Source organism: Actinomycetospora lutea, from assembly GCF_028737205.1.
Classification (GTDB): Bacteria; Actinomycetota; Actinomycetes; order Mycobacteriales; family Pseudonocardiaceae; genus Actinomycetospora; species Actinomycetospora lutea.
On record NZ_JAQZAL010000024.1, the window covers coordinates 1 to 23,835 of the forward strand.

Sequence of the window (23,835 nt, forward strand, 5' to 3'; positions counted from 1 at the left end):
GCGCGACTGCCGAGGCGCCCCGCCCCCAACACCCGCTTCTTCAGCACTCTCCTAGGCGCCGACCGCGGCCCCGCGGGCGGCGAGGGCGTCGGCGGTCGCGACGCCGTGCACGGCGATGGCGGCGAGCTGCGCGCCGATCTCCTCGGGCGTCGAGGGGCCGTCGGGGCGGAACCAGCGGTACACCCAGTTCGTCGAGCCGAGGATCGAGAGGCCCGCGACGCGCGGGTCGACGTCGGGGCGCGCGAGGCCCTCGCGCTGGGCCTCGGCGACGAGGTCACGGAACACGCCCTGGTACGCGTGCCCCGTCCCGAGGATCTCCTCGCGGCGCCCGGTCGGCAGCGACTCCAGCTCGTGGAGGAACACCGCGGTCGGCACGAGGTTGCGGCACTCGTGCTCGACGTGCGCGCGGATGGTGCGCTCGAGGCGGTCCAGGGGGTCGCCCGGGCCCTGCGACGCCGCGGACACGACGGCGAAGCCCTCGCGGTGGACCTCGCTGATCACCTCGAAGAGCAGGTCCTCCTTGGACTGGATGTAGTAGTACAGGCTGCCCTTGAGCATGCCGAGGCGGTCGGCGATGTCCTGGAGCGAGGCGCCGTCGTAGCCCTTCTCGTAGAACATCTGGGTGGCCACCTCGAGGAGCTGGGCCCAGCGTTCCTCCCGGGGCTTGCGCTCCCCGGCGGCCCGGCGCTCGCTGCGCCCCGCCGGCCGGCGGTCCTGTGCCATGTGCTCTGCTCCTGATGCTCGACCCGCTCGTCCACCATACGGTCGGTAGGCGCTCACCCCGCCGTCAGGTGACGACGCGACAGCCGCGGCGCCTCGGTGATCCCGCGCGCGGCGAGGTCGGCGGCGATCCGCTCGCGCAGCACCCCCTTCTGCACCTTGGTGCCCGACATCGGCCAGGCGTCGACGAACTCGACGTAGCGCGGCGCCTTGAACGTCGCGAGCGTCGCCAGGCAGTGCTCGAGCAGCTCGCGGGCCAGGTGTTCCCGGTCGGCGTCCCGGTAGGCCGGCGCCGGCTCCACGTAGGCGGCGGCCACCTCGCCCAGCCGCGCGTCCGGCGCGCCGACCACCGCCACCACGCCGACCGCCGGGTGCTCCGCGAGCCGGCCCTCGACCTCGGCGGCCGCGACGTTCTCCCCGCCGACCTTGAGCATGTCCTTGAGCCGGCTGACGAACGTGAAGCGGCCGGCGGCGTCGCGGCGCACCAGGTCGCCGGTGTGGAACCAGCCTTCGGCGTCGATCCGCTCGGCGGTCGTCGCCGGGTCGCCGTGGTAGTACGCCATGCGGGACACGCCGCGGTGGAGGAACTCCCCGATCTCTCCCGGCCCGCACTCGCGGCCGGTCTCCGGGTCGCGGACGGTCGCCTCCATGTCCCGCAGCGGCACCCCGCTCGTGCCCGCGCGGGCCTCGGGCGGGTCGTCGACGGACCCCACGCAGCAGAACCCCGCCGCCTCGGTGCCGCCGAGGCAGGAGATCTGGATCGACCCCGGCATCCGCGCCTGCATGGCCGCCATCCGCTCGGCGGGCCCGACGTTGATGACCGTGCGCAGGTCGGGCACCAGCTCCGGGTCGTACTGCGGATGGTCGAGCACCGGCAGCCAGATTGTGTCGAACGCCGGGAACGCGACGCTGGCGCGCTCGTCGACCAGCTGGCGCCAGGCCGTGTCCGGCGTGAACGCCCCGACGTGGACGAGCGTGCAGCCCGCCGCGAGCGAGCCCATGAGCAGGTCGACGCCGCCGCAGTGGTGCATGGGCAGCGGCGTCCAGAACCGGTCGTCGGGGGTCAGGCGCAGCCGCTCGACGAGGTTCTCGCCCAGCGCCGCGTACGCGCCGTGGGTGTGCACGCAGCCGCGCGGGCGCGACGTGGTGCCCGACGTGTAGAGCAGGATCATCGGGTCTCCGGGGGCGACGTCCACCGCCGGCGCGTCGTCCGGGTCGCCGACCACCTCGTCCGGGGTGACGGCGCCGGGACCGGCGAGGTCGAGCAGCTCGGGCGTCGCGACCACCACGGCCGGGTCGGCGTCGCCGCGCAGCCACGCGGTCTCGTCGCGCGTGCCGCGCGGGTTGAGCGGCGCGGGGATCGCCCCGAGCATGCCCGCCGCGACGATCCCGACGACGACGTCGAGCCCGCCGGGCAGCACCAGCAGGACGCGGTCGCCGCGCCGCACGCCCCGCGCGTGCAGCCCGACCGCCCAGGCCCGCGCGGCGTCGCGGACGGCGGGCCACGACGCCCGCTCGTCGGGGAACGCGACCTCCCGCGTCGGCGAGCGCGCCGCCGCCTCGTCCAGCAGCTGCGGCAGGGTGCGCAGCACCCTCACGTCGCGACCTCCTGCCCCGGCATCGTCACCGTGCCGCCGAGCGCCTCCACCAGCGTGATCGGGTCGAAGTACTCGGCGAACCACGTGATCGCGCCGCCGCGCACCCGGAACCGCGCGATGTAGGAGTTCCGGTAGGGCCGGTCGGTCGCCAGGATCCGGGCGTCGCTGGCGTACTGCGCGACGATCGAGCCCGGGTCGTCGGCCAGCGCGTCGAGCCGGTGGTCGTGGAAGCGCAGCGGCGTGATCATCGCCGGCAGCGCGCCGAAGAAGGCCGTCACGTCCGCCTTGCCCTCGACCCGCCGGGGGAAGCCGGGCGGGGCGTAGGGCAGGTCCATGACGACGTCGTCGGCGAACGTGTCCGCCAGCGCGTCGAGGTCGAGCGCGCCGACGGCGTCGAGATAGTCGCGCACGACCTCCTCGGCATCGGGCGGGCTCATGCCTCGAACCCCTCCATCTGCGGGGTCGTCAGCGGCGTGATCACGCGGCTCGCGATCTTCCACCCGTCCGCCGTGCGCCGGTAGGTGTCGACGTTGTAGGCGGCGGCCCGGATCGACGCCCCGCCCGTCGTCCGGCCCTCGGCCAGCACGTAGTTCGTGCCGTGCGCGCGGTCGTCGTCGTCGAACTCGACGACGTGGTTGGTCATGACGTGGAACTGCTCGGACATCGACCCGGCGTCGCGCTCGAAGAACGCGAGCACCTGGTCGCGGCCCTCGTAGCGGTCCAGGCCGACGCCCGTCGCGTCCCAGACGGCGTCGTCGGTGTAGGCGGAGAGGGCCTCCTTGGGGTCGAAGCGGTCCAGGCCCCGGGCGTAGACGTACGTGGCCTGGATGATCTCGGCGCGGTCGTCCGCGTTCGGCACGGGTGGCCCCCCTCAGTCGTAGACGATCACGCCGCGCACGTTCTTGCCGTCGTGCATGTCGCGGAAGGCCTGGTTGATGTCGTCCAGCGCGTAGGTGCGCGTGATCAGCTCGTCGAGCTTGAGCTCGCCGCGCAGGTAGAGGTCGGCGAGCAGCGGCACGTCGGTCCGCGCGTTCGTCGTCCCGTACAGCGAGCCCTGGATGCGCTTGCCCGAGAGCACGACCGTGAAGATGTCGAGCTTCACCTCGCGCTGCAGCGCCGGCGAGACCCCGGTCAGCACGAGCACGCCGCCGCGCGTGACGAGCTGCTGCGCCTCCTCGAGCATGTCGCCCTCGACGACGCCGACCGTGAGGATCACGCGCTCGGCGCCCTGCCCGTTGGTCAGCCCGTCGACGACCTCGCGGGCCTCCGCCCAGTCCGACGCGGCGTGCGTGGCGCCGAACTCCATCGCCTTCTCGCGCTTGAAGGCCACCGGGTCCACCGCGACGATGTTGCGGGCACCCTTGAGCCGGGCGCCCTGCACCGCGTTCATGCCGACCCCGCCGGTGCCGACGACCATCACGGTGTCGCCGAGCTGGATCTCCGCGGCGTACACCGCCGAGCCCCAGCCGGTGGGCACGCCGCAGCCGATCAGCGCGGCCTTGTCCAGCGGCATGTCCTCGGGGATCTTCACGACCGCGTCCAGCGGGGCGCACACGTACGGGCTGAAGGTGCCGAGGTAGGACATGCAGCCCACGCCCTTGCCGCGCGCGTGCACGCGGTGGGTGCCGTCGGGCGCCACCCCGGAGAGCACGCCCGCGGCCAGCTCGCAGAGGCTGCCCTTGCCCTTCACGCACATCGCGCAGCGCCCGCAGGAGGGCAGGAACGACAGCACGACGTGGTCGCCGGGCTTCACGTACGTGACACCGGGGCCCACCTCCTCGACGACGCCCGCGCCCTCGTGCCCGCCGAGCAGCGGCGCCCAGGGCAGCGGGATGTCGCCGGTGTCGATGTGGTCGTCGGAGTGGCAGATGCCCGAGGCCGCCAGCTTGATCAGCGCCTCGTGCTCCTTGGGCGGGTCGATCTCGATGTCCTCGACGCTCCAGCCCGAGCGCGTGCCGGGCTCCCAGAGCAGGGCTCCGCGGGTCTTCATGATCGGCCTCCCGAGATCACGTCATGGCGGGTCACTTGATCGCGGCGCCGGCGTCGACGGGCAGCGTCGCGCCGGTGATGTAGCGGGCCTCGTCGGAGAGCAGGAACAGCACGGCGTTGGCGACGTCGACCGACTCGATCCACGGGATCTCGAGCGCGTTCAGCGAGGTGAAGCCGGGGATCGCCTTCTCCTGCGTGGGCTCGGGGTCGCCGGGGGCGAACATGCCCCAGGTGCCCGGGTTCTGGATCATGTGCGTGTCGACGTTCGTCGGGTGCACGGTGTTGACGCGCACGCGGTAGGGCGCCAGCTCGTTGGCCAGGTTGCGCATCAGGCCGACGACGCCGTGCTTGGCCGAGACGTAGTGGCCGACCTGCTGGATGCCCTTGAAGCCGCCGATCGAGCTGGTGAACACCATCGCCCCGCCGCCGGCCTCGATGAGCTGCGGTATCGCCGCCTTCGCGGTGTGCCAGACGCCGGTCAGGTTGACGTCGATCATGTCCTGCCACGTGGTCTCGTCGAGCTCCCACGCGCGCCCGTAGCTCGCGATGCCGGCGTTGGCGACGACGCCGTCGAGCCGGCCCAGCTCCGCGACCCCGTCGGCCACGGCGCCGTCGAGCGCCGCCTGGTCGCGCACGTCGGCGACCCGGGCGACGATCCGGCGGTCCAGCTTCTCGACCAGGGCGACGGTCTCGTCGAGGTCCTCGCGCGTCGCCGGCGGGTACTTGCCGACGACCGTGTCGATGCCGTCGCACAGGTCGACGGCGACGACGTCGGCACCTTCCTGCGCGAGGCGCACCGCGTGGGCACGGCCCTGTCCGCGGGCGGCCCCGGTGACGAGGACGACCTTGCCCTCCATGCGTCCGGTCACGGTGTGCTCCTGATCTACACGGAGCGCCCCTGCTCGCCCCAGTACGGGGCGCGCAGGTCGCGCTTGAGGATCTTGCCGGTGGGCGCCTTCGGCAGGGCGTCGACGAACTCCACCGAGCGCGGCTTCTGGTACGACGCGAGGTGCGCCCGGGCGGTCTCGACGATCTCGGCCTCGGTCGCGGTCGTGTCGGGCTTGAGCACGACGAACGCCTTGACGCTCTCGCCCCACTCGTCGTCGGGCACGCCGATCACCGCGCACTCGAGGACCGAGGGGTGGTGGTTGACGGCCTCCTCGACCTGGACCGAGTAGATGTTCTCGCCGCCCGAGATGATCATGTCCTTGGCACGGTCGACGATGAACACGTAGCGGTCGGCGTCCCAGGTGGCGAGGTCGCCGGTCCACATCCAGCCGTCGCGCAGGGTGTCGGCGGTGAGGTCGGGCCGGTTCCAGTAGCCCGCCATGTTGGCCTCGGAGCGCACGATGATCTGGCCCACGGTGCGGCCGTCGGTGGGCACCGGGTTGCCGTCGACGTCGACGATCCGCACCGAGGTCACGAACCCCTCGCGCCCGCACGACTGCAGCCGCTCGGGGTGGATCCCGTTGACCGCGGCGTGGTGGTCCTCCTGGGAGAGGAAGCACATCGTCGTGCCCTCGGTCTGCCCGTAGCCCTGGATGAGCGTGCACGGGAACGCCTGCAGCGCGTTCTTCACCACCGCCGAGGGCATCGGCCCGCCGCCGTACTGGATGTTGCGCAGGCTCGCGATGTCGTAGCCCGAGAACCCGGGCACGGCCATCATCCAGTTGAGCATCGTGGTGATGCCGAGGAACGCCGAGACGCGCTCCGCCTCGATGATCTCCAGCGACCGCTTCGCCTCGAAGTTCATCAGCACCAGCGGGCAGCCGTGGCGCATGTAGTTCATCGAGAGCACCACCGGGATGTGGTACATCTGCCCGGTCAGCATGTAGACGTCGGTCGGGACGATGCGCTCGGCGACGGTCTGGTTGAGCATCCCGAACGACGCGCTGCGGTGGGTGTGCAGCGCACCCTTCGACGCCCCCGTCGTGCCGCCCGTGTACAGGATGAAGAACGGGTCGTCGTCGCCGACGCTCGCGCTGTCGGTCGGCTCGTCGTCCGACGCCGCGGCCAGCAGGTCCTCGTAGCTGCCGTCGCCGCCGGGCCCGTACGAGAGCCAGTGCTCGACGTCGACCAGCCCGGCGAGCTCGCGCCCGACCTCGGCCCACTCCCCCGCGACGACGATCGCCCGCGGCCCGCCGTCGGCGACGATCCGCGCGAGCTCGCCGGCCGCGAGCCGCCAGTTCAGCGGCTGCACGACCAGGCCCGCGCGCCCGGCGGCGTAGTAGATCTCCTGGAACTCGGTCGAGTTCTTCGCCAGCACCGCGACCCGGTCGCCGCGCTGCAGGGCGAGCCCGTCGGGGCGCGGCCCGCGCAGCCCGTTGGCCAGGCGGCGCACGCGCACGTCCAGCTCGGCCCAGCTCGTGCGGCGCTCGGTGGTGGTGTCGACGACGGCGTCCCCGCGCGGGGTCAGGGCCGCCCACTTCTCGGGGATGCGACCGATGTTGACCATCAGTACGGGAGGTCCAGGTAGACGTACCGGTCGGCGATCAGCCAGGAGCCGTCGCGGTGGACGAGCTGGTCGCGGTACCAGCCGCTGGAGAGCACCTTCACCGTGCCGTGCTCGATCGAGAGCAGCGTCAGGTTCGTGACCGCGACCGCCTCGTCGTCGCTCTCCTTCTCGAACCACAGGTTGGAGAGGTTGTGCCGGCGCTGGTCGGTCTGGGCGGCCATCGAGTCGGCGTGCAGCGTGCGGATGGCCTCGCGCCCCTCGAACGGCCCGATCAGCTCGCCGTCGCGGCCGATCCGCAGGCTCATGCGGGCGTCCTGCGCGAAGCAGGACGCGATGAGGTCCGGGTCGGCCTCGTCGTAGCCCCAGGAGGCCTTGCCGAGGAGGTTCTCGATGGAAGGACGAGCAGTCACGGTGTCTCCTGGCTGGGGGTGAACTCGAGGAGCAGGCGACCGGGGGCACGCGTGAACACCCCGGTCTCCGGCGGTGGCTCGCCGCCGGCGAAGCGGATGTCGGTCATCGCGTCGAGGAGGTCGTTGACGCCGACCTCGATCTCGAACAGCGACAGGAGCGCGCCGACGCAGAAGTGCCGGCCGAGGCAGAAGGCGAGGTGGTCGGCGGCGGCGGAGAAGGCGCGCGAGTGGTCGAGGTCGGCGCGCAGGAGGTCGAAGACCTCGGGGCGGTCGAACCGGCGCTCGTCGCGGTTGGCGGCGCCGATGAGGCAGGTGACCGTGCGCCCGGCCTCGACGATCCCGCCCGAGAGCTGCACGTCCTCCGCCGGCTGACGCATGATCATGTGCACGGGCGGCGACCAGCGCAGCGTCTCGGCGAAGGCGGCGGGGATCAGCGAGCGGTCGTTGCGCACGGCCTCGAGCTGTTCGGGGTGGGCGACGAGGTCGGCCACCAGGCTGGTGATCGCCTTGTCGGTGGTCTCGCCGCCGGCGGTGAGCAGCAGGCTGCAGAACGCCTTGATCTCCTCGTCGGTCATCGACTCGCCGTCGATCTCGGCCGCGCAGAGCGTGGAGAGGAGGTCGTCACCCGGGTTCGCGCGGCGCTCCCGGATGCGCGGGATCATGTAGTCCTCGAACTCGGCCTTGGTGCGCAGGCCCTCCGCGGCCACGGCCTCGTCGCCGGCGAGGTTCCCGAGGAACCCCATGATCGACGTGTACCAGCCGTGGAAGCGGTCGTGGTCGGTGCGCGGCAGCCCGAGCATGTCGACGATGACGTTGATCGGGAAGCGCGTCGCGTACGCGTCGACGAGGTCGACGTGCCCGTCGTGACGGAAGGCGTCGACCAGCTCGCGCGAGTTGCGCCGGATCGTCGGTCCGAAGTGCTCCTGCAACTCCTTGCCGCGGAAGGCGGGGGCGACGAGCGAGCGGTGCGTGGAGTGCTCACGGCCCTCCATCTGCAGGATGGTGCGCCCGTGCACGGGCTCGAGCTGCCAGGCGTAGTTCTCGCTGGTGAACACCGGGTCCTTGAACGCCCGCTGGACGTCCTCGTAGCGACTGATCACGTACGTCTGCATGGCCTCGTGCCACACGAGCGGGAACTCGTCGCGGAGCAGCCGATAGGCGCTGTACGGATCGCGGGCGAACTCCGGCGAGAGGATGTCCGGCGGTTCGAGCGTGGCCGTCATGGGTCCCCCGACCTGCGAAGACGTCGTTGGCGTCGTACCTACCGATCGTTTGGTACGGGGAGCGAGACTAGCATCACACCCGGCCGGGTCAAGGGTCGTTCGCCCACCCCCACCCCGGTGATCACCAGGTCGAAAGGCACCGTCGAGGGCGCTCCTCGCGTTCCTTTCCGCCTGCTGATCACGCGGAGAGGACGCCGAGCTCCCGCGCACGGCGCGCCAGCGCCTCGCGGACACGGAGCACGAAGCCGCGCGGATCGACGAACAGGTCGTGGGCGGTGATCGGCAGGAGCACCCACCCGGCGCCCGCGAGCCGTGTCGCACGGACCGCGTCGCGCCGCCACTGCACCTTGTCGACGCGGTGGTGGTCACCCTGGTACTCGAGAGCGACCCGCAACGCGCGCCACCCGAAGTCGACGCGCCCGATGAAGACCCCGCGGTCGTCGCACACGACGAGCTGCGGTGTCGGCTCCGGGATGCCCGTCGCGCCGCGGAGGATCAGGCGCGTGCGCGTCTCCGGCGGCGACTCCGCACGGGGATCGGCGTCGGCCACGACAGCGACCAGACGCCGGCGGCCACGGGGGTTGTCGCGCAGCAGGGGTGGTCGACCAACTCCTCGGGGCGGAACTCGCCGAGGCGCGCCAGCGCGTCGACGGCGATGACGCCCTCGACGTGGTCGACACGCGACGCGAGGTCGAGCGCGGTCCGGACCGGTGTCGTCACCCGGACGCCGTCGACGTGGACCACCTCGTGCTCGCCGAGGACGTCCTGCCGCAGGATCCTGCCGGAGTGGGCCCGACGGAGGTGCCGGGGCCCGACGACGAGCTCGATCGGGACCTCGCCCCCGGGCGCCGCGTCCACCCCGTGCAGGAGAACCGCCGACCATCCCGCGACGACCGCGCCGGGCACCTCGAGCGCTGCCGCCGTGACACGCATCCGGTCGTCGACCGGCACACCCGCGGCCACGTACGTGTCGCGCCCGAGCTCGTGGAAGCCGGGTCCGCGCAGGCGTCGCCGTGTGGTCAGGCCCGCCGCGATCGCCGCCGACCCACGGAAGGGCTTGTCCATTTCCATACCGGGTTGGAGGGACGCGGCCCCCGGACGGTTCCCTCCCGCGTGATCAGCAGATCGAAACGCACCCCGCCGTACGTCTCCGGGGTGCTTTTCGACCTGCTGATCACCTGGGCTGGCGCGCCTACCCCCGCAGGGGCGCGATGACCTGGTCGGCGAAGCGGAGCACCGGTTCCGTGGAGGCCGGGTTGCCGAAGTCCATGACGAAGTGGTCGACGCCGACGTCGCGCTTGGCCGCGAGCTCCTCCAGCAGGCGCGAGGAGTCCTCGTCGGTCTCGGGCAGCGCGCGTTCCAGGGTCACCGAGACCTCGATCGCGTCCGGGTCGCGGCCCGCGTCCTCGGCAGCGCGGCGCACGATGTCGCGGCGCCGGACGAAGTCCGCCGCTTCCCCCTTGAACGGCCCGTTCCACCGGTCCGCCAGCCGCCCGACCATCGGCAGCCCGACCTTCTCGCCGGCGGCGCCGATGCACACGCGCGGCGGCGGGTCGGTCAGCGGCGGGGCCGCCGCGCCGTCGATGCGGTAGTGGCGGCCCTCGAACGACGGGTCGGCCTCGGTCCACATCAGCCGGCAGATCGTGATCGCTTCCTCGAGCTGGGCGAAGCGCACCGCGGGCCGGGGGAAGTCGTAGCCGTAGGCCTCGTACTCGGGCTCGCGCCAGCCGGCGCCGATGCCCAGCACGAAGCGCCCGCCGGACAGGTACTGCAGCGTCGCGGCCATCTTCGCCAGCAGCGGCGGGTGGCGGTAGCCGACGCCGAGCACGTGGTGGCAGAGCTCGACGTCCTCGTGGCGCGCGGCGAGCCACGTCAGCGTCGTCCACGCCTCGAGGAACGGGTCGGTCTTCTGGTCGAAGCCGTAGAAGTGGTCGGCGATCCACAGCGAGTCGAAGTGCGGGAGCGCCGTCGGGAGGATCGCGGTGTCCTGGTCGGCGGCGATCGGGCGGTGATCGCTCCAGCGGTTCCCGATCACCGGGGAGAGCCAGCCGAACTTGGGGGTGGTCGCCACGCGGGCATCATGCCCGCTTGACCCCGACCCGCGCCCTTGCCACGCTGTCGAACGGTCGTTTGGTAGACGGGAGGCGCGGATGGCGAAGTACGACGTCGTGGTCATCGGAGCCGGGGCGGCGGGGCTGACGGCCGCGTCGCTGCTCGCCGTCGAGGGCAAGAGCGTCTGCCTGCTCGAACGCTCGCCCTACCTCGGCGGGCGCGGCATGGCGGTGCCCGACGAGGGCTTCACGGTCAACGTCGGCGGCCACCTCATCGAGGACCCCGGCTCCGGGCTCACCAAGGTCTTCGAGCACGTCGGCAAGACGCTGCAGCACGGCGAGGTCTCCGCCGAGATGCCCGTCTGGGACCACGAGAACAACCGCTGGGGTTCCATCCGCGACCGCTACTCGGGCAGCAAGGGCGAGCTGAAGAAGGTCATCAAGGCCCTGCTGAACACCGAGTGGGACGAGCTCGACCGCTGGGACGACCGCCCCCTGCGCCAGTGGCTGCACCAGCACACCGACGACCAGGGCGTGGTCGACCTCTTCGAGTTCATCACCGTCCTCGAGTGCATGACCGACCACTGGTGGGACCACTCCGCCAGCGACAACCTCTTCGTGCGCAAGATGCACTTCGCCGAGCGCGGCACCGCCGCCTACTCGTGCTGGCCGGGCCAGGGCTGGGACGGCATGTGGGCCGACCTCGCCGACGCGTTCACGGCCGCCGGCGGCGACCTGCGGCTCTCGACCCCCGTCGAGCGCGTCGTCATCGAGGACGGCGTGACGAAGGGCGTCGCGATCGCGCGGCAGCCCCGCGTGCTGCCCAACGAGTTCTTCGAGGAGGAGATCCTCGAGGCCGACCACGTCATCTGCACCCTGCCCGTCTGGCACGTGCTGAACGTCGTCGACGAGAGCGACCTGCCCGACTGGTACGCCGAGCAGATCAAGTTCCTCGCCCAGGACAAGTTCCGGATCGCCTGGATCGGGCTCTACCTCGCCACCGAGGAGCCGGTGCACCAGTACGACCCGCGCGAGCTGAGCACCTGGCTGAAGACCCCGAACACCGAGCTCTCCGGGTTCATGTTCAACCAGACCGCGATGGACCCCTCCTGCTCGCCGGAGGGCACCCAGCTGCACGTCATGGGCGGGATCTTCCCCGGCGAGAAGGGCCGCGACCGCGCCTGGCTGCGCCGCCAGACCGAGCAGTTCGAGGCCGACGTCGCGCAGATGTGGCCGGGCTTCGCGAAGACGGTGTGGCGCCGCCGCCACCTCGTCTTCGAGCCCAGCTTCGGCGTGATCCAGAAGCCCGGCCTGGTCGGCGCCTACCGGCCGCACTGGAACCCGCCGCGTCCCGAGGGCCTGTGGTTCGCCGGCGAGACGTTCCGCAGCCGCGGCATCGGCACCGACCGCGCCGCGCGCGCCGCGCTCACCGTCGTCGAGGAGTACCTCGGCCGGCGCCTGTCGACCTTCGGCGACGGGTGGCGCTACTGATGGCGGGGCGGCTCGAGCTCGGCGTCCCCGGACAGATCATGCCGCCGGCGGCCGCGGCGGTGAAGTTCGCGAAGCGCAGCGAGGACGAGGGGTTCGACGCGGTCTGGTGGCCCGATCACCTCATGGGCTGGCACCCCGACACGATGTGGACGCCGGACCTCACCCCACTCGCCGAGCACCAGGCCAACCCGCACGTCTACTTCGACCCCGCCGTGATGATGGGCGTGGTCGGCGCGGCCACCGAGCGGATCCGGGTCGGGGTCTGCGTCACCGACCTCATCCGCCGCCATCCCGCGATGGCCGCGCAGACCGCGCTGACGCTCGACCACGTGACGCAGGGCCGCGCGATCATCGGGCTGGGCAGCGGCGAGCAGCTCAACGCGACGCCCTACGGCATGCCCTTCGACCGCCCCGTCGCGCGGCTCGAGGAGGGCATCGACGTGATGCGCCTGCTCATGACCGCCGACGGCCCGGTCGACCACGAGGGCCGCTTCCTCCGCCTCGAGCGGGCGGTCCTCGGCCTGCAGCCCTACGGGGCGACGCCGCCGGAGATCTGGACCGCCGCCCACGGCCCGCGGATGCTGCGCCTGACCGGGCGCAAGGCCGACGGCTGGCTGCCCACCAAGCTCTCCCCCGCGGAGTACTGCGACGCGCTCACCACGATCCGCACGGCCGCCGACCAGGAGGGACGCGACCCGGACGCGATCACCCCCGGCATGCTCGGCTACGTCCTCATGGGTCCCGACGCCGAGACCGTGCAGCGGCTCACCGAGGCCCCGCTGGTGCGGGCGCTGTGCGTGCTGCTGCCCGCCCAGGTGTTCCGCGACCTCGGCGTCGAGGGGCCCTATCCCGACGGCTCCGGGTTCCACGACTTCATCCCCACGGCCATCGACCGCGCCGAGTCGCTGCGCATCATCGACGCGATCCCGCCCGCCGTGGTGCGCCACTACGCGTTCTGCGGCACGCCCGACGAGGTGGCCGAGCAGGTCGAGGAGTACGTCGAGAAGGGCCTGCGCCACCTCGTCATGTGGAACATCACCGCGTTCGGCGACCCGGGCCTGGCCCGCTGGTCGTTCGGCGCGATGTCGGAGCTGCGGAAGCGGCTGGGCGCATGACCCCGGAGGCCGTCGAGCGCTACTTCGCCGCGGTCAACACCGAGGACTGGGACGCGATCCGCGGGGTCTTCGCCCCGGACGCGGAGCTGCGCACCGTGGGTGCCCCGACGCGGCGGGGGCGCAACGAGATCGCCGCGCACTTCCCGCAGGTCCTGGCCGCGCTGCCGGTGCACCACGACGAGGTCACCCGGGTCGTGGTCGCCGACACCGTCGTGCTCGTCGAGATCCACTTCAGCGGGCGCACCACCGAGGGCCGCACGGTCGAGTTCGACGCCGTCGACGTCTTCGACCTCACCGACGACGGCACGACGATCGCGACGCTCTCGACCTGGTACGACACGGCCGCGGTCGCGCGTCAGGTCCGCGCGACGTGACCGTCCTGCGCGGCCTCGGCGTCACCCTGCCCGTCGACGAGGGCCTCTCCGCCGGGCAGTACCTCGACCTCGCGCGGCTCGCCGAGGACGCCGGGTGCACCGACGTGCTGGTGGGCGAGGTCGCCGGCCCCGAGGTCTTCGCGATGCTCGGCATGATCGCCGCCTCGACGAGCCGCATCCGGCTGGGCAGCGGGATCGTGGGCGTCTACCCGCGCACCGCGGTGCTCACGGCGATGGGGTTCACGACGCTGGCCTCGCTCGCGCCGGGTCGGGTGCTCGCCGGGCTCGGCGCCTCGAGCCCGATCATCGTCGAGCAGTGGCACGGCCTCGCGTTCGACGCGCCCCGCGCGCGCCTCGAGGAGTACGTGGCCGCGCTGCGCACGGTGTTCCGCGGCGAGCGCACCGACCTCGACGGCCCGCACGTCCGCTCGCACGGCTTCCGCGCCGGGATGGCGCCCGTCGACGTTCCGATCCTCGTCGCCGCGATGAACCCGCGGATGCTGCGGGTGGCGGGCGCGATCGCCGACGTCGCGTTCCTGACCTGGACCCCGCCGGAGGAGTACGGCCCGAAGATCGCGCTGGTGCGCGAGGGCGCGGAGGCCGCGGGGCGCGACCCCGACGAGGTCGGGATCGCCGCCTCGTTCTGGGCCTACGCCGGTGACCGCGTCGAGGAGGCCCGCGAGCGCCTCCGCCGGTTCGTGCTGCAGTACGCCATGGTGCCGACGCACCGGCCGTCGTTCCGCGGCAGCTTCGCGCGCCTCGACGAGGCCGCGGACGCGTGGGCCGGCGGCGATCGGCGCGCGGCGCTGCGGGCGGTCGACGACGACGCCGTCGCGGCGATGTGCGCGCTGGGCTCCGGCGACGATGTGGCCCAGCGCGTCTCGGCGATGCGTGCCGCCGGCGTCGATCTGCCCATCGCGCTGACGCCGGGCGCGGTGCCCGGCGATCCGGAGGGCCCGGCGGCGACGATCGAGCGCATGGCCACCAGCGCGAAGGAGCACGCGTGAGCGCACTCGAGGACCTCCCCGCCGACCTTCCCCCCGACGCGGGCGTGCTGCGCCTCGACCACGTCGCCGTGGCCGTGCGCGACGTCGGCGCGGGCGCGGCGCTGTTCGGCGGCGCGCTCGGCGGGCGCTTCCTGTTCGGCGGCGACAACGACCACCAGGGCATCCGCGTCGCCCAGTTCGTCCTCCCGGGCGGGATGAAGATCGAGCTGATCTCCCCGCTGCGCGAGGACGCCCCGGTCGCGCGGTTCCTCGAGCGCCGCGGCGAGGGCGTCCACCACCTCACGCTGATCGTCGAGGACGTCGAGGTGGCGGTCGCGCGCCTCAGCGGACTCGGCTACGAGGTCGTCGACGTGGACCTGGCCAGCCCCCACTGGCGCGAGGCGTTCGTGCGCCCGCGCTCGGCGTTCGGCGCCCTGCTGCAGCTCGCGGACACGACGACGCGCTGGGACGCGCCCGCCGCCTCGGGGATCACGCTCGACGACGTGGTGGCCGGCCGGGTCGTGTTCACCGAGGACGAGCGGGCCGTCCTGCGCGAGGGCTGACGTCTCCCGGGGGTCCTACTCCCAGGTCTGGTGCCTCTTGTACTGCGCCATGATCTCGCGGGGCAGCGGGCCGTTGGCCGGTACGGCCATGCCCTGCTGGCGGGCCCACAGCCGGGCGGACTCGACGAGACCGTGGACGTTGCCCTTGCGGACGGGCTCGTCGGCGTCGTGCCGCTCGCGGGGGGCGGTGGGTTCGCGCTTGGCGTCGCTCATGCGAGTACCTCCGATGACCCATCGGTGACACCGTTGTCACCGAGGTGTCGCGGTCGGCGGTCGCCGGACCGCTGTGACCCACGTTACGCCTTCGTTGTCCGCGCGCTCGCGCGGTGGCGCCGGACCGCGTCGCGGTTGGCACAGGCGGGCGTGCAGTAGCGCTGCCGGCCCGTGCGTGAGACGTCGGCGAACACCTGCTCACAGCTATCGATGGCGCAGCGGGCGAGCCGGTGCATCCCGCGGCCGGTGAGGTGCAGCGCCGTGCCGACGCTGACCAGCGAGCGCAGGAGCCCGGCGAGCGTCATGTCGTCGTCGCGGTAATGGATGTGCCACCCCGTGCCGGCGTGATCGGTGAGGCGCGGGTGTGCCGTCGAGGTCGCCAGCAGCGCGTTCAGCAGGGCCGCCCGCTCCGGGGCGTCGGCGGTGTCGACGACCGCCGTCCAGCGCTCCAGGTACGCCCGGACGGCCGTCAGGTCGGGGTCCACCGCGGGCCGGTCCATCACCAGCCCGGCCTCGCGACACCGTTCCTCGAGCTCGGCGGCACTCGCCGGCGGGCGGTTCACGAGGTCCGCGGCGAGGAGAACCGCGTCACTCCCGTAAGGGTTGAGGTGCACAAGACCATGACACCACGGTGGACGCCGTGGGAGAACACCAGTGGTCGACCGTCTCCTCCCACCGCACCGCCGACGGGCTCGTGCGCTACCAGCGCTGCCGGTGCGGGCGGTGGCGCACGCTGCAGGGCGTCGAGGTCCTCGCCGCGCCGGTCGTGTCCTGCCGGCCGGTGCGCGCGGCCGGGTGACCGCCGACCGATGAGTCGGGACGCCGGGGCCCGTCCCACCCCCATGACGATCGACCTCTCCCCCGCCGCGCGCGTGCTGGGCGCGCTGGTCACCGACCTCGACGACGCCGACCTCGCCCGCCCCACCCCGTGCGCGGGCTGGTCGGTGGCCGACCTGCTCGACCACCTCGACGTCGTCGCCGCCGGCTTCACGACCCTCGCCCGCGGCACCGGGCACCCCGGCGCCGGCCCCTGGGACGCCGCGCGGCGCACCGTGCTGGCCGGGGCCCTCGGGACCATGGCGGCCGCCTGGCGCGACCCCGCGGCGGGGGAGGGGACGGCGGGCGCGCCCGGCCCGGAGCTCCCCCGCCCGACCTGGGGCCGCATCGGGCTCACCGAGCTCGTCGTGCACACCTGGGACCTCGCCCACGCCGTCGACCGCCCGCTGCCCGCCCTGCCCGACGGCCTCCTGCGCACCACGCTCGACCACGTCCTGGTGTTCGTGCCGCAGGCGCCGCTGCCCGAGCTGTGGGACACGCCGGTCGCGGTGGGGCGGGACGCGCCGCTGTGGGACCGCGTCGTCGCGGGGACCGGCCGCACGCCCTGATCACCCCGCTACCTCCGGACTGTCAGGATCGACGGCGTGGACGTCGTGCTCGAGCTCGGGCTGGTGCTGGTCTTCGTGCTGATCGGCGGCTTCTTCGCCGCCGCCGAGATCGCGCTCGTGTCGCTGCGCTCGGGCCAGGTCGCCGCCCTCGCCGAGCGGGGACGGCGGGGCCGCGCCGTGGCCCACCTGCGCGGCGACTCCAACCGCTTCCTGTCCGCGGTGCAGATCGGCGTGACGTTCACCGGGTTCTTCGCCTCGAGCTACGGCGGGGCGACGCTCGCGGGGCGCCTCGAGCCGGGGCTGATCGGGATCGGCCTGCCGGTGGCGCTCGCCGCGACGCTCGCCCTGGTCCTGGTCACCGCGCTCGTGTCGTACCTGTCGCTGGTCGCGGGGGAGCTCGTGCCCAAGCGGCTGGCCCTCCAGAACCCCGAGGGCGTGTCGCTGACCACCGCCCCGGTGCTCGACCGCCTCGCCTCGCTGACGCGCCCGCTGATCTGGCTGCTCTCGGTCTCGACCAACGCCGTCGTGCGCCTGCTGGGCGTCGATCCCCGGCACACCGAGGACGAGGTCAGCGAGGACGAGCTGCGCGACATGGTGCGCACCACCAGCACGCTGACCGACGACGAGCGCCGCCTGCTCACCGACGCCTTCGAGGCGACCGACCGGGTGATCAGCGAGGTCATGGTGCCGCGCACCGAGGTCGACTTCCTCGACGCGGACCTCACCGCCGCCGAGGCGGTCGCGCAGATCTCCGACCGGCCGCACTCGCGCTACCCCGTGATCGGCGAGTCGGTCGACGACGTCCTGGGCTTCGTCCACGTCCGCGACATCCTGACCGCCCAGATCACGGCCGCGGGCACGTCGCCCCAGCTGCGCGACGTCGTCCGCGCCATCACGGTCCTGCCCGGCAGCAAGCCCGTGCTCGACACCCTGTCGCTGCTGCGCCGGGGCGGGAGCCACATCGCCGTCGTCATCGACGAGTACGGCGGCACCGACGGGATCGTCACCGTGGAGGACCTCGTCGAGGAGATCGTCGGCGAGATCCGCGACGAGTACGACCCGAAGGCCGTCGCCGCCCGGGCGACCGACGGCGCCTACGAGGTCGACGGGCTCCTGCACCGCAGCGACGTCGCCGGCCAGACGGGCATCGAGCTGCCCGACGGCTCCTTCGACACCCTCGGCGGCTTCGTCCTGCAGCTGCTCGGGCGCACCCCGGCCGTCGGCGACGTCGTCGACGACCTCGACCACCGCTTCGTCGTCACCGCCGTCGACGGCCTTCGCGTGGCACGCGTGCGGATCACGCCGCTGGCGCCGGAGGAGACCGGCTCCGAGGAGCCGTAGGGCCCGGATCCCGAGCCCTCCGGCGGCCCGGCGGGCGCCTCCTCGGCGCCCGACGCCGCACCCGGGCCGCCGCCGACGCCGGGTGCTCCACCTCACCGGCGCCGGTCGCCCCCGAGGAGCAGGATGGGGAGCGGGTCGGGGACCGGGCGCGCGTGAGGAGACCGATGGACGACACGGACGACGTCGCGGTGCGGGAGGATCCGGAGCGCGGGGCCTTCGTGCTGGCCGTGGACGGCGTCGAGGCCGGCCACGTCGACGTCCGGCGCCGGCGATCGCCGTCGGCGATCGTCCTGATCCACACCGAGGTCGAGCCCGCCTACGGCGGACGGGGCCTCGGCGGGCGTCTCGTGCGCGGCGTGTTCGACGCCGCCCGCGCCGAGGGGATCGCCCTGGTCCCGCTCTGCGAGTACGCCCAGCGGTGGGTCGGCCTGCACCCCGAGTACCTCGCCGACGTGCCGCCGCACGACCGGCAGCGGCTCGGCCTTCCGGAACCCCAGATGGCGGGAGAGGACCAGTGAGCACCCAGGAGATCGACCCGCACGCCGAGCCCTCGGGCACCGGCTGCCTCGAGTGCGACCAGCACGGCGGCTGGTGGTTCCACCTGCGCCGCTGCGCGGCCTGCGGCCACATCGGCTGCTGCGACTCGTCGCCGAGCCAGCACGCGACGCGCCACGCCCGCGAGCAGGGCCACCCGATCCTCACGAGCTTCGAGCCCGGCGAGGACTGGTTCTTCGACGACCGCGACGGCTCGGTGGGGCACGGCCCCGTCCTCGCGGGCGCGCAGAACCACCCCGAGGACCAGGGGGTGCCGGGACCGGCGGGCCGCGTCCCGGAGGACTGGCAGCGCCGCCTGCACTAGTCGGTCGCGCCAAGGAGATGCGCACGCCAGCGCTCCTGCGTCGCGCTGTCCTGCGACCTCCGGCGCGGTCGGGCTGGTCAGCCCGTGGGGCCGAAGCGCTCCACGCGGATCGTCCCGGCGGGCTGGCCGGCGTCGACGAGCAGCGTCTCCATCGCGCCGGTGAAGCGCGCGGAGCCGCAGAGGTACACGGTGACCCCGGGGTCGACGAGCGCCGCGACGGCCGCCATGTCGAGCCGGCTCCCGCCCGGCACACGGGTCAGCGCGATCCGGGCGCCGACGGCCTCGAGCTCGTCGGCGTAGGGCAGGCGGTCGCGGCCGGTCGCGCTCACCGCGAGCCGCAGCCGCTCGGGGTGCCCGAGGTCGATCGCGTGCCGCAGCATCCCGACCAGCGGGGCCACGCCGCTCCCGCCCCCGATCCCGACGGCCGGGACACCCCCGCTCCACACGAACCAGCGCCCGATCGGCCCGCGCACCTCGAGCTCGTCGCCGGGCTCGACGACGTCGGCGAGGTAGCCGGACACCTCGCCGTCCTCGATGCGCTCGACGAAGAGCTCGACGAGGTCGTCGCCGGGCGCCGAGGCCACCGAGTACGACCGCTGCGCGGTGTAGCCGTCCGGCGCGCGCAGCCGCACGACGTAGTGCTGCCCGGGGTGGTGCTGGACGCGCTCGGGCACGGCGAGGCGCAGCACCACGGCGTCGGTCGACGGGTGGGCGACCTCGACGACGCGCGCGTCGCGCCACTTCGCCGCCGCCCGCCGGTCGTTCGGGCCGCCGATGCGGTCGTCGGGGACGACCCAGGGCTCGTCAGTCCCCGTCGAAGCGCTGCTCACGCCAGGGGTCGCCTCGCTCGTGATAGCCGTTCACCTCCCAGAAGCCGGGCTCGTCGTGGTCGAGCAGGGTGATCTTGGAGATCCACTTCGCGGACTTCCAGAAGTAGAGGTGCGGCACGAGCATCCGCACCGGCCCGCCGTGCTCGCGCGTCAGCGGCTTGCCCTCGTGCTCCCAGACCAGCCACGCCTTGCCGCCGCGGACGTCGTCGAGCGGCAGGTTGGTGGTGTAGCCGGTGGTCGACGTCTCGACGACGAACGTGGCCTCCGGCTTCACACCGACCGCGTCGAGCAGCGTGTCGAACGAGATGCCGGTGAAGTTGGTGTCGAGCTTCGACCACGTCGTCACGCAGTGGATGTCGCCGGCGTACACCGACGGCGGCAGCAGGCGCAGCTCGCGCAGCGTCCACGTGGTCGGCGTCTCGACCAGCCCGTCGACGGTGACGGTCCACGTGTCGGCGTCCATCCGCGGCGTCGCCTCGGCGGTGAGCACCGGCCACCCCGCCCCGACGTCGTACTGTCCCGGCGGCAGGCGCGGGTCGCGCTCGCGTCGCCGGCCGAGGAATCCGCGCGTGGTCGCCACGTCACCACTCCGTCCGCTCCGGGGTCACGCTCGACACTAGTGACGGGAACACCCCCGTGCCGAGGGTCGTTGCCCCGATCACCGGACCCCCGGAAGGAGATGCCGTGCCCACCCCCGACGTCCCGCTCGAGAAGCTGGGATTCCTGACGCTCGGACTCTTCGACGGCGACGACCCCGGCCCGGGCATGGAGTCGACGCTCGAGGTCATCGAGCTGGGCGAGCAGCTCGGCTTCGACAGCGCCTACCTGCGCCACCGGCACTTCCAGACCGGCATCTCCTCGCCGATCGCGATCATGGCGGCGCTGACGCAGCGGACGTCGCGCATCGCGATGGGCACCGCGGTGACGCCGCTGGGCTGGGAGAACCCGCTGCGCATGGCCGAGGACCTCGCCACCGTCGACATCCTCTCCGGCGGCCGGCTCGAGCCCGGCTTCAGCGTGGGTCCGCCGATCCACTGGGAGGACGTCAAGCAGGCGCTCTACCCGGACACCGCCGACGCCGAGGACCTCACCTACGAGCGCGTCGCGCGCCTGCTGCGGATGGTCCGCGGCGAGCCCGTGAGCACGTTCTCGGGCACCGCGGGCTTCGAGGAGTTCTCCGCGCGGGTCGAGCCGCACGCCCCCGGTCTCGGCGACCGCATCTGGTACGGCGCGGGCAGCGGGCGCTCGACGCGGTGGGCCGCCGAGCAGGGCCTGAACCTGCTGACCAGCAACATCATCAAGCCCGAGGACTCCGACCTCGAGCGCGACGGGCGCTGGGACTTCGCCGCGATCCAGCAGCGCCAGATCGCGCTGTTCAGGGCGCACCACCCCGACGGCGAGGCCGCGCGCGTCTCGCAGGGGCTCGTCGTCATCCCCACCGACTCCGCGACGCCCGAGCAGCGCGCCAGGTACGAGGCCTACGTCGCGAAGCGCACCCCGCGGACCTCGGCGCCGCTGGGCCCGCCCGGGCCGGGGCTGCTCGCCGCGCCCGACGTGCTGGGCACGTCCGAGGAGGTCGCCGAGAAGCTGTACGCCGACGCGGCGTTCCGCGAGGTCCGCGAGGTCGTCTTCGCGCTGCCGTTCACCTTCGAGCACGAGGACTACGTGCAGATCCTCACCGACATGGCGACGAAGCTGGGCCCGGCGCTGGGCTGGAAGCCCGCCGCGTAGATGGCCGACCCCACCGACCCCACCGACCATGCCGACCGCACCGGGCTGGGCCCGGTCCTCGCGGAGCTGACCGCCCCGGGCGGCGAGTTCGCGATGGTCCCGGTGACCGTCGACGGCGTCGCGATGCGCGTCCACGAGCGGGCTCCGCACACCCTGCGCGAGCTGTACGCGACGTCGCCCGCCCCCGACGACCGCGTGGCCACGGTCTACGGCCACGAGCGGTGCCCGTACGGCGAGCACCGGCGCCTCGTCGCGCACCTCGCGGGGTGGCTGGCCGGTCAGGGACTGCGACCCGGCGACCGGCTCGCCGTCGCAATGCGCAACGTGCCCGAGTGGACCGTGGCGTTCTGGGCGGCGATGGTCTCCGGCCTCGTGGTCGTGCCGCTCAACGCGTGGTGGACCGGCGGGCAGCTGGCGGGCGCGATCCGGCACGCCGGCGCCCGGGTGGTGATCGCGGACCCCGAGCGGGTCGCCGCGCTCGACGGCCACCCGGAGCTCCCGCCGATCGTGCGGGTGCGCGGCGAGGGCCCGCTCCCGGCCGGGGTGGTGGCGTGGGACGACGTGGTCCGGACCGGCGGCCCGGTTCCCGAGGTGGACGTCTCCCCCGACGACACCGCCACGATCATCTACACGTCGGGCACGACCGGAGCGCCCAAGGGCGTGGTCAGCAGCCACCGCAACCACGTGGCGAACGCGCTCAACGTCGCCTGCCTCGGCCGCGCCAACCAGCTGGCCGCCCAGCGGCGGGGCGAGCCCGCGCCCGCGCCCGCCCGGCCCGGCACGCTGCTGGCCTACCCCATGTTCCACATCGCCGGGCTCAACGGGCTCTACGGCGCCGCGCTGTCCGGCGCCACGCTCGCGCTGATGCACCACTGGGACCCGGACGAGGCGCTGCGCCTCATCGCCACCGAGCAGCTCACCAACGCCTCGGGGGTGCCCGCCGTGCTGCGCGACGTCGTCGAGCTGGCCGTCGAGCACCCGCGCGAGACCGCCTCGCTCAGCCGCATCGCGATGGGCGGCGCGCCCATCCCCCCGTCGCTGGTGCGGCGGGTGGCCACCGAGCTCGCCGGGCGCGCGTCGGCGGCCAACGGGTACGGCGCCACGGAGACGACGTCCGCGGTGTGCGCCAACACCGGCGCCGACTACGCCGCGCACCCCGACAGCGTCGGCCGGCCGGTGCCCGGCACCGAGCTGCGGATCGTCGACCCGGGCACGGGGGCCGAGGTCCCCGACGGCACGGTCGGCGAGCTCTGCTTCCGCGGCCCGCAGATCATGCGCGGCTACTGGCGCGATCCGGAGGCGACCGGGGCCGTGCTGCGCGACGGCTGGCTGCGCAGCGGCGACCTCGGGCTGCGCCGCGACGGCTGGGTGCACGTGGTCGACCGCGCCAAGGACGTCGTCGTGCGCGGCGGCGAGAACGTGTACTGCGGGGAGGTCGAGGCGGCGCTGCTCGCCCGGCCCGGCGTCCTCGAGGCCGCGGTGGTCGGCGTGCCCCATCCCCGGCTCGGCGAGGACGTCGCCGCGGTCCTCGTCGCCGCGCCGGGTGCCGCCCCCGACACCGCGGCGCTGCGGGAGGCCCTGCTCGCGACCCTGCCGGCGTTCGCCGTGCCGGGCACGGTGATCTGGCGGGACTCCCCGCTCCCGCGCACCGCCACCGGCAAGATCCTCAAGGACGCCCTGCGGCGGGAGCTCGCCGGCTGATCAGACGAGCGGGCGGCCGAGCGCGCGGCGCACGCGCAGGTCGGCGAGCGCGGTGCTGTAGGGCGCGCGGCGCAGCCCGCCGGGCAGCCGGTGCACCACCGCGCCGAGGCGGCGCAGCTGCGTCTCGAACCGCTCCTGGTCGGCCGGCGACCACGCGAGGCCGAGCAGCGAGCGGAACGGTTCGTGCAGGAACCCGGTGGTGAGGAATGTCCGCATCGCCCGGGAGGCCCCGCGCAGCGGCTCCGGCAGGAACTCGCCGTCGATCAGCCGCGCGACGTAGGCGGCCACGGCGTCGTCGATCCGCACGTGGGTGAGCCCGTCGTCCCAGGCGTCGTCGAACGCGGCCCGGTCGGCCGGCCACTGTTCCGGGCGCATCTGCAGCGTCGTGCCGAGCGTGGCGCACTGCCGGTACACCGCGTCCGGCAGCCGCGTCCCGGGCTCGCCGGCGAGCAGGCCCCAGGTGTCCTCGAACGCGCGGTACAGGCACATCGCCACCCAGCGCTGCAGCTCCGGGTCGAACGCGTCGTAGTCGACCGGGCTCTCGGCGGTCGCGTGCACGTGGGCGTGCGAGCGGCCGACCGCCCGCCGGTAGTCGGCGCGCTCGGCGTCGGTGCCCAGCAGCGCGACCGCGAGGTAGGCGGTGGTGGTCCGGAAGCGGTGCAGCGGGTGGCGCATCACGTCGCCGGAGTCGACCCGGCTCTCGGCGACCCCGTGACCGACGCCGGGCCACGACAGTTCCATGATCACGTTGGCGGTCGCCGAGAGCACGACCGGCCCGAGCACGAGGTCCCGGGCCGATC

The 23,835-nt window shown here is 73.6% G+C and carries 29 protein-coding genes; 12 read left to right on the forward strand and 17 right to left on the reverse strand.

The annotated features are described in order from the left end of the window. Positions 1-51: 51 nt before the first annotated feature. The 12 genes from PHK61_RS23285 to PHK61_RS23340 all read right to left on the reverse strand — a co-directional run bounded on the left by PHK61_RS23285 (position 52) and on the right by PHK61_RS23340 (position 10,466). Complete coding sequence (locus tag PHK61_RS23285; RefSeq protein ID WP_274283407.1) at positions 52-723, reverse strand: TetR/AcrR family transcriptional regulator; 672 nt, start codon at positions 721-723, stop codon at positions 52-54. Between the two features lie 53 nt (positions 724-776). Beyond that, complete coding sequence (locus tag PHK61_RS23290) at positions 777-2,318, reverse strand: class I adenylate-forming enzyme family protein (RefSeq protein WP_274283408.1); 1,542 nt, start codon at positions 2,316-2,318, stop codon at positions 777-779. Then, complete coding sequence (locus PHK61_RS23295) at positions 2,315-2,755, reverse strand: nuclear transport factor 2 family protein (RefSeq protein WP_274283409.1); 441 nt, start codon at positions 2,753-2,755, stop codon at positions 2,315-2,317. The genes PHK61_RS23290 and PHK61_RS23295 overlap by 4 nt, the downstream gene beginning before the upstream one ends. Beyond that, entirely contained in the window at positions 2,752-3,177 is a 426-nt protein-coding gene (locus PHK61_RS23300; RefSeq protein ID WP_274283410.1) for a nuclear transport factor 2 family protein, read from the reverse strand. The genes PHK61_RS23295 and PHK61_RS23300 overlap by 4 nt, the downstream gene beginning before the upstream one ends. A gap of 12 nt (positions 3,178-3,189) precedes the next feature. Continuing rightward, positions 3,190-4,308: an NDMA-dependent alcohol dehydrogenase gene (locus PHK61_RS23305; protein WP_274283411.1), complete on the reverse strand. Its 1,119-nt coding sequence runs from the start codon at positions 4,306-4,308 to the stop codon at positions 3,190-3,192. 31 nt (positions 4,309-4,339) lie between these two features. After that, complete coding sequence (locus tag PHK61_RS23310; protein WP_274283412.1) at positions 4,340-5,176, reverse strand: mycofactocin-coupled SDR family oxidoreductase; 837 nt, start codon at positions 5,174-5,176, stop codon at positions 4,340-4,342. Positions 5,177-5,190: 14 nt separating this feature from the next. Continuing rightward, a complete protein-coding gene (locus PHK61_RS23315) occupies positions 5,191-6,762 on the reverse strand; it encodes an AMP-binding protein (protein WP_274283413.1) in 1,572 nt (523 codons plus the stop codon). Beyond that, a complete protein-coding gene (locus tag PHK61_RS23320) occupies positions 6,762-7,172 on the reverse strand; it encodes a nuclear transport factor 2 family protein (protein ID WP_274283414.1) in 411 nt (136 codons plus the stop codon). Before PHK61_RS23320 ends, PHK61_RS23315 begins: the two co-directional genes overlap by 1 nt. After that, complete coding sequence (locus PHK61_RS23325) at positions 7,169-8,395, reverse strand: cytochrome P450 (protein WP_274283415.1); 1,227 nt, start codon at positions 8,393-8,395, stop codon at positions 7,169-7,171. The genes PHK61_RS23320 and PHK61_RS23325 overlap by 4 nt, the downstream gene beginning before the upstream one ends. 178 nt (positions 8,396-8,573) lie before the next feature. Continuing rightward, positions 8,574-8,945: an endonuclease domain-containing protein gene (locus tag PHK61_RS23330; RefSeq protein WP_274283416.1), complete on the reverse strand. Its 372-nt coding sequence runs from the start codon at positions 8,943-8,945 to the stop codon at positions 8,574-8,576. Then, positions 8,891-9,460 (reverse strand): type IV toxin-antitoxin system AbiEi family antitoxin, encoded by a 570-nt coding sequence (locus PHK61_RS23335; protein ID WP_274283417.1) that lies wholly within the window; start codon positions 9,458-9,460, stop codon positions 8,891-8,893. The genes PHK61_RS23330 and PHK61_RS23335 overlap by 55 nt, the downstream gene beginning before the upstream one ends. Positions 9,461-9,587: 127 nt before the next feature. Beyond that, on the reverse strand, positions 9,588-10,466 hold the full coding sequence (locus PHK61_RS23340; RefSeq protein ID WP_274283418.1) for an LLM class flavin-dependent oxidoreductase: 879 nt from the start codon (positions 10,464-10,466) through the stop codon (positions 9,588-9,590). 79 nt (positions 10,467-10,545) lie between these two features. Between PHK61_RS23340 and PHK61_RS23345 the strand changes: the two genes are divergently transcribed. The 5 genes from PHK61_RS23345 to PHK61_RS23365 are packed head-to-tail and all read left to right on the forward strand — an operon-like array spanning position 10,546 to position 14,975. Then, positions 10,546-11,937: a phytoene desaturase family protein gene (locus tag PHK61_RS23345; protein WP_274283419.1), complete on the forward strand. Its 1,392-nt coding sequence runs from the start codon at positions 10,546-10,548 to the stop codon at positions 11,935-11,937. Further along, a complete protein-coding gene (locus tag PHK61_RS23350) occupies positions 11,937-13,052 on the forward strand; it encodes an LLM class flavin-dependent oxidoreductase (RefSeq protein ID WP_274283420.1) in 1,116 nt (371 codons plus the stop codon). Before PHK61_RS23345 ends, PHK61_RS23350 begins: the two co-directional genes overlap by 1 nt. Beyond that, complete coding sequence (locus tag PHK61_RS23355) at positions 13,049-13,426, forward strand: nuclear transport factor 2 family protein (protein WP_274283421.1); 378 nt, start codon at positions 13,049-13,051, stop codon at positions 13,424-13,426. The genes PHK61_RS23350 and PHK61_RS23355 overlap by 4 nt, the downstream gene beginning before the upstream one ends. Beyond that, positions 13,423-14,433: an LLM class flavin-dependent oxidoreductase gene (locus PHK61_RS23360; protein WP_274283422.1), complete on the forward strand. Its 1,011-nt coding sequence runs from the start codon at positions 13,423-13,425 to the stop codon at positions 14,431-14,433. Before PHK61_RS23355 ends, PHK61_RS23360 begins: the two co-directional genes overlap by 4 nt. Further along, on the forward strand, positions 14,430-14,975 hold the full coding sequence (locus tag PHK61_RS23365) for a VOC family protein (RefSeq protein ID WP_274283423.1): 546 nt from the start codon (positions 14,430-14,432) through the stop codon (positions 14,973-14,975). Before PHK61_RS23360 ends, PHK61_RS23365 begins: the two co-directional genes overlap by 4 nt. Positions 14,976-14,990: 15 nt before the next feature. Here PHK61_RS23365 and PHK61_RS23370 read toward each other — a convergent pair whose 3' ends face one another. Next, the gene (locus PHK61_RS23370; protein ID WP_274283424.1) at positions 14,991-15,188 is read right to left on the reverse strand and encodes an Lsr2 family DNA-binding protein; all 198 of its coding nucleotides are present in this window, start codon (positions 15,186-15,188) and stop codon (positions 14,991-14,993) included. A gap of 83 nt (positions 15,189-15,271) precedes the next feature. After that, a complete protein-coding gene (locus tag PHK61_RS23375) occupies positions 15,272-15,751 on the reverse strand; it encodes a CGNR zinc finger domain-containing protein (protein ID WP_274283425.1) in 480 nt (159 codons plus the stop codon). 77 nt (positions 15,752-15,828) lie between these two features. Here PHK61_RS23375 and PHK61_RS23380 point away from each other — a divergent pair, with 77 nt between their 5' ends. From PHK61_RS23380 to PHK61_RS23400, 5 genes are all read left to right on the forward strand, one after another. Then, on the forward strand, positions 15,829-15,987 hold the full coding sequence (locus PHK61_RS23380; RefSeq protein WP_274283426.1) for a hypothetical protein: 159 nt from the start codon (positions 15,829-15,831) through the stop codon (positions 15,985-15,987). 10 nt (positions 15,988-15,997) lie between these two features. Continuing rightward, positions 15,998-16,573: a TIGR03086 family metal-binding protein gene (locus PHK61_RS23385; protein WP_274283427.1), complete on the forward strand. Its 576-nt coding sequence runs from the start codon at positions 15,998-16,000 to the stop codon at positions 16,571-16,573. A 36-nt stretch (positions 16,574-16,609) separates the two neighbouring features. Further along, the gene (locus PHK61_RS23390) at positions 16,610-17,914 is read left to right on the forward strand and encodes a hemolysin family protein (protein ID WP_274283428.1); all 1,305 of its coding nucleotides are present in this window, start codon (positions 16,610-16,612) and stop codon (positions 17,912-17,914) included. 164 nt (positions 17,915-18,078) lie between these two features. Beyond that, positions 18,079-18,432: a GNAT family N-acetyltransferase gene (locus PHK61_RS23395; protein WP_274283429.1), complete on the forward strand. Its 354-nt coding sequence runs from the start codon at positions 18,079-18,081 to the stop codon at positions 18,430-18,432. After that, complete coding sequence (locus tag PHK61_RS23400; RefSeq protein ID WP_274283430.1) at positions 18,429-18,773, forward strand: UBP-type zinc finger domain-containing protein; 345 nt, start codon at positions 18,429-18,431, stop codon at positions 18,771-18,773. Before PHK61_RS23395 ends, PHK61_RS23400 begins: the two co-directional genes overlap by 4 nt. 77 nt (positions 18,774-18,850) lie before the next feature. Here PHK61_RS23400 and PHK61_RS23405 read toward each other — a convergent pair whose 3' ends face one another. Further along, positions 18,851-19,603 (reverse strand): FAD-binding oxidoreductase, encoded by a 753-nt coding sequence (locus tag PHK61_RS23405; protein ID WP_274283431.1) that lies wholly within the window; start codon positions 19,601-19,603, stop codon positions 18,851-18,853. After that, positions 19,578-20,183 (reverse strand): sulfite oxidase-like oxidoreductase, encoded by a 606-nt coding sequence (locus PHK61_RS23410; RefSeq protein ID WP_274283432.1) that lies wholly within the window; start codon positions 20,181-20,183, stop codon positions 19,578-19,580. The genes PHK61_RS23405 and PHK61_RS23410 overlap by 26 nt, the downstream gene beginning before the upstream one ends. Positions 20,184-20,287: 104 nt before the next feature. Between PHK61_RS23410 and PHK61_RS23415 the strand changes: the two genes are divergently transcribed. Further along, positions 20,288-21,334 carry an LLM class flavin-dependent oxidoreductase gene (locus tag PHK61_RS23415; protein WP_274283433.1) on the forward strand — a complete coding sequence of 349 codons (1,047 nt, stop codon included), beginning with the start codon at positions 20,288-20,290 and terminating at the stop codon, positions 21,332-21,334. Continuing rightward, entirely contained in the window at positions 21,335-23,035 is a 1,701-nt protein-coding gene (locus tag PHK61_RS23420) for a class I adenylate-forming enzyme family protein (protein ID WP_274283434.1), read from the forward strand. Here PHK61_RS23420 and PHK61_RS23425 read toward each other — a convergent pair whose 3' ends face one another. Then, positions 23,036-23,818 carry an oxygenase MpaB family protein gene (locus PHK61_RS23425; RefSeq protein WP_274283435.1) on the reverse strand — a complete coding sequence of 261 codons (783 nt, stop codon included), beginning with the start codon at positions 23,816-23,818 and terminating at the stop codon, positions 23,036-23,038. Between the last annotated feature and the right edge of the window lie 17 nt (positions 23,819-23,835).

Coding starts and splice junctions, on each gene's coding strand:
- PHK61_RS23285 (WP_274283407.1), bottom strand. CDS start 723: ATGGCACAGGACCGCCGGCCGGCGGGGCGCAGCGAGCGCCGGGCCGCC.
- PHK61_RS23295 (WP_274283409.1), bottom strand. CDS start 2,755: ATGAGCCCGCCCGATGCCGAGGAGGTCGTGCGCGACTATCTCGACGCC.
- PHK61_RS23305 (WP_274283411.1), bottom strand. CDS start 4,308: ATGAAGACCCGCGGAGCCCTGCTCTGGGAGCCCGGCACGCGCTCGGGC.
- PHK61_RS23315 (WP_274283413.1), bottom strand. CDS start 6,762: ATGGTCAACATCGGTCGCATCCCCGAGAAGTGGGCGGCCCTGACCCCG.
- PHK61_RS23325 (WP_274283415.1), bottom strand. CDS start 8,395: ATGACGGCCACGCTCGAACCGCCGGACATCCTCTCGCCGGAGTTCGCC.
- PHK61_RS23335 (WP_274283417.1), bottom strand. CDS start 9,460: ATGGACAAGCCCTTCCGTGGGTCGGCGGCGATCGCGGCGGGCCTGACC.
- PHK61_RS23345 (WP_274283419.1), top strand. CDS start 10,546: ATGGCGAAGTACGACGTCGTGGTCATCGGAGCCGGGGCGGCGGGGCTG.
- PHK61_RS23350 (WP_274283420.1), top strand. CDS start 11,937: ATGGCGGGGCGGCTCGAGCTCGGCGTCCCCGGACAGATCATGCCGCCG.
- PHK61_RS23355 (WP_274283421.1), top strand. CDS start 13,049: ATGACCCCGGAGGCCGTCGAGCGCTACTTCGCCGCGGTCAACACCGAG.
- PHK61_RS23370 (WP_274283424.1), bottom strand. CDS start 15,188: ATGAGCGACGCCAAGCGCGAACCCACCGCCCCCCGCGAGCGGCACGAC.
- PHK61_RS23385 (WP_274283427.1), top strand. CDS start 15,998: ATGAGTCGGGACGCCGGGGCCCGTCCCACCCCCATGACGATCGACCTC.
- PHK61_RS23395 (WP_274283429.1), top strand. CDS start 18,079: ATGGACGACACGGACGACGTCGCGGTGCGGGAGGATCCGGAGCGCGGG.
- PHK61_RS23420 (WP_274283434.1), top strand. CDS start 21,335: ATGGCCGACCCCACCGACCCCACCGACCATGCCGACCGCACCGGGCTG.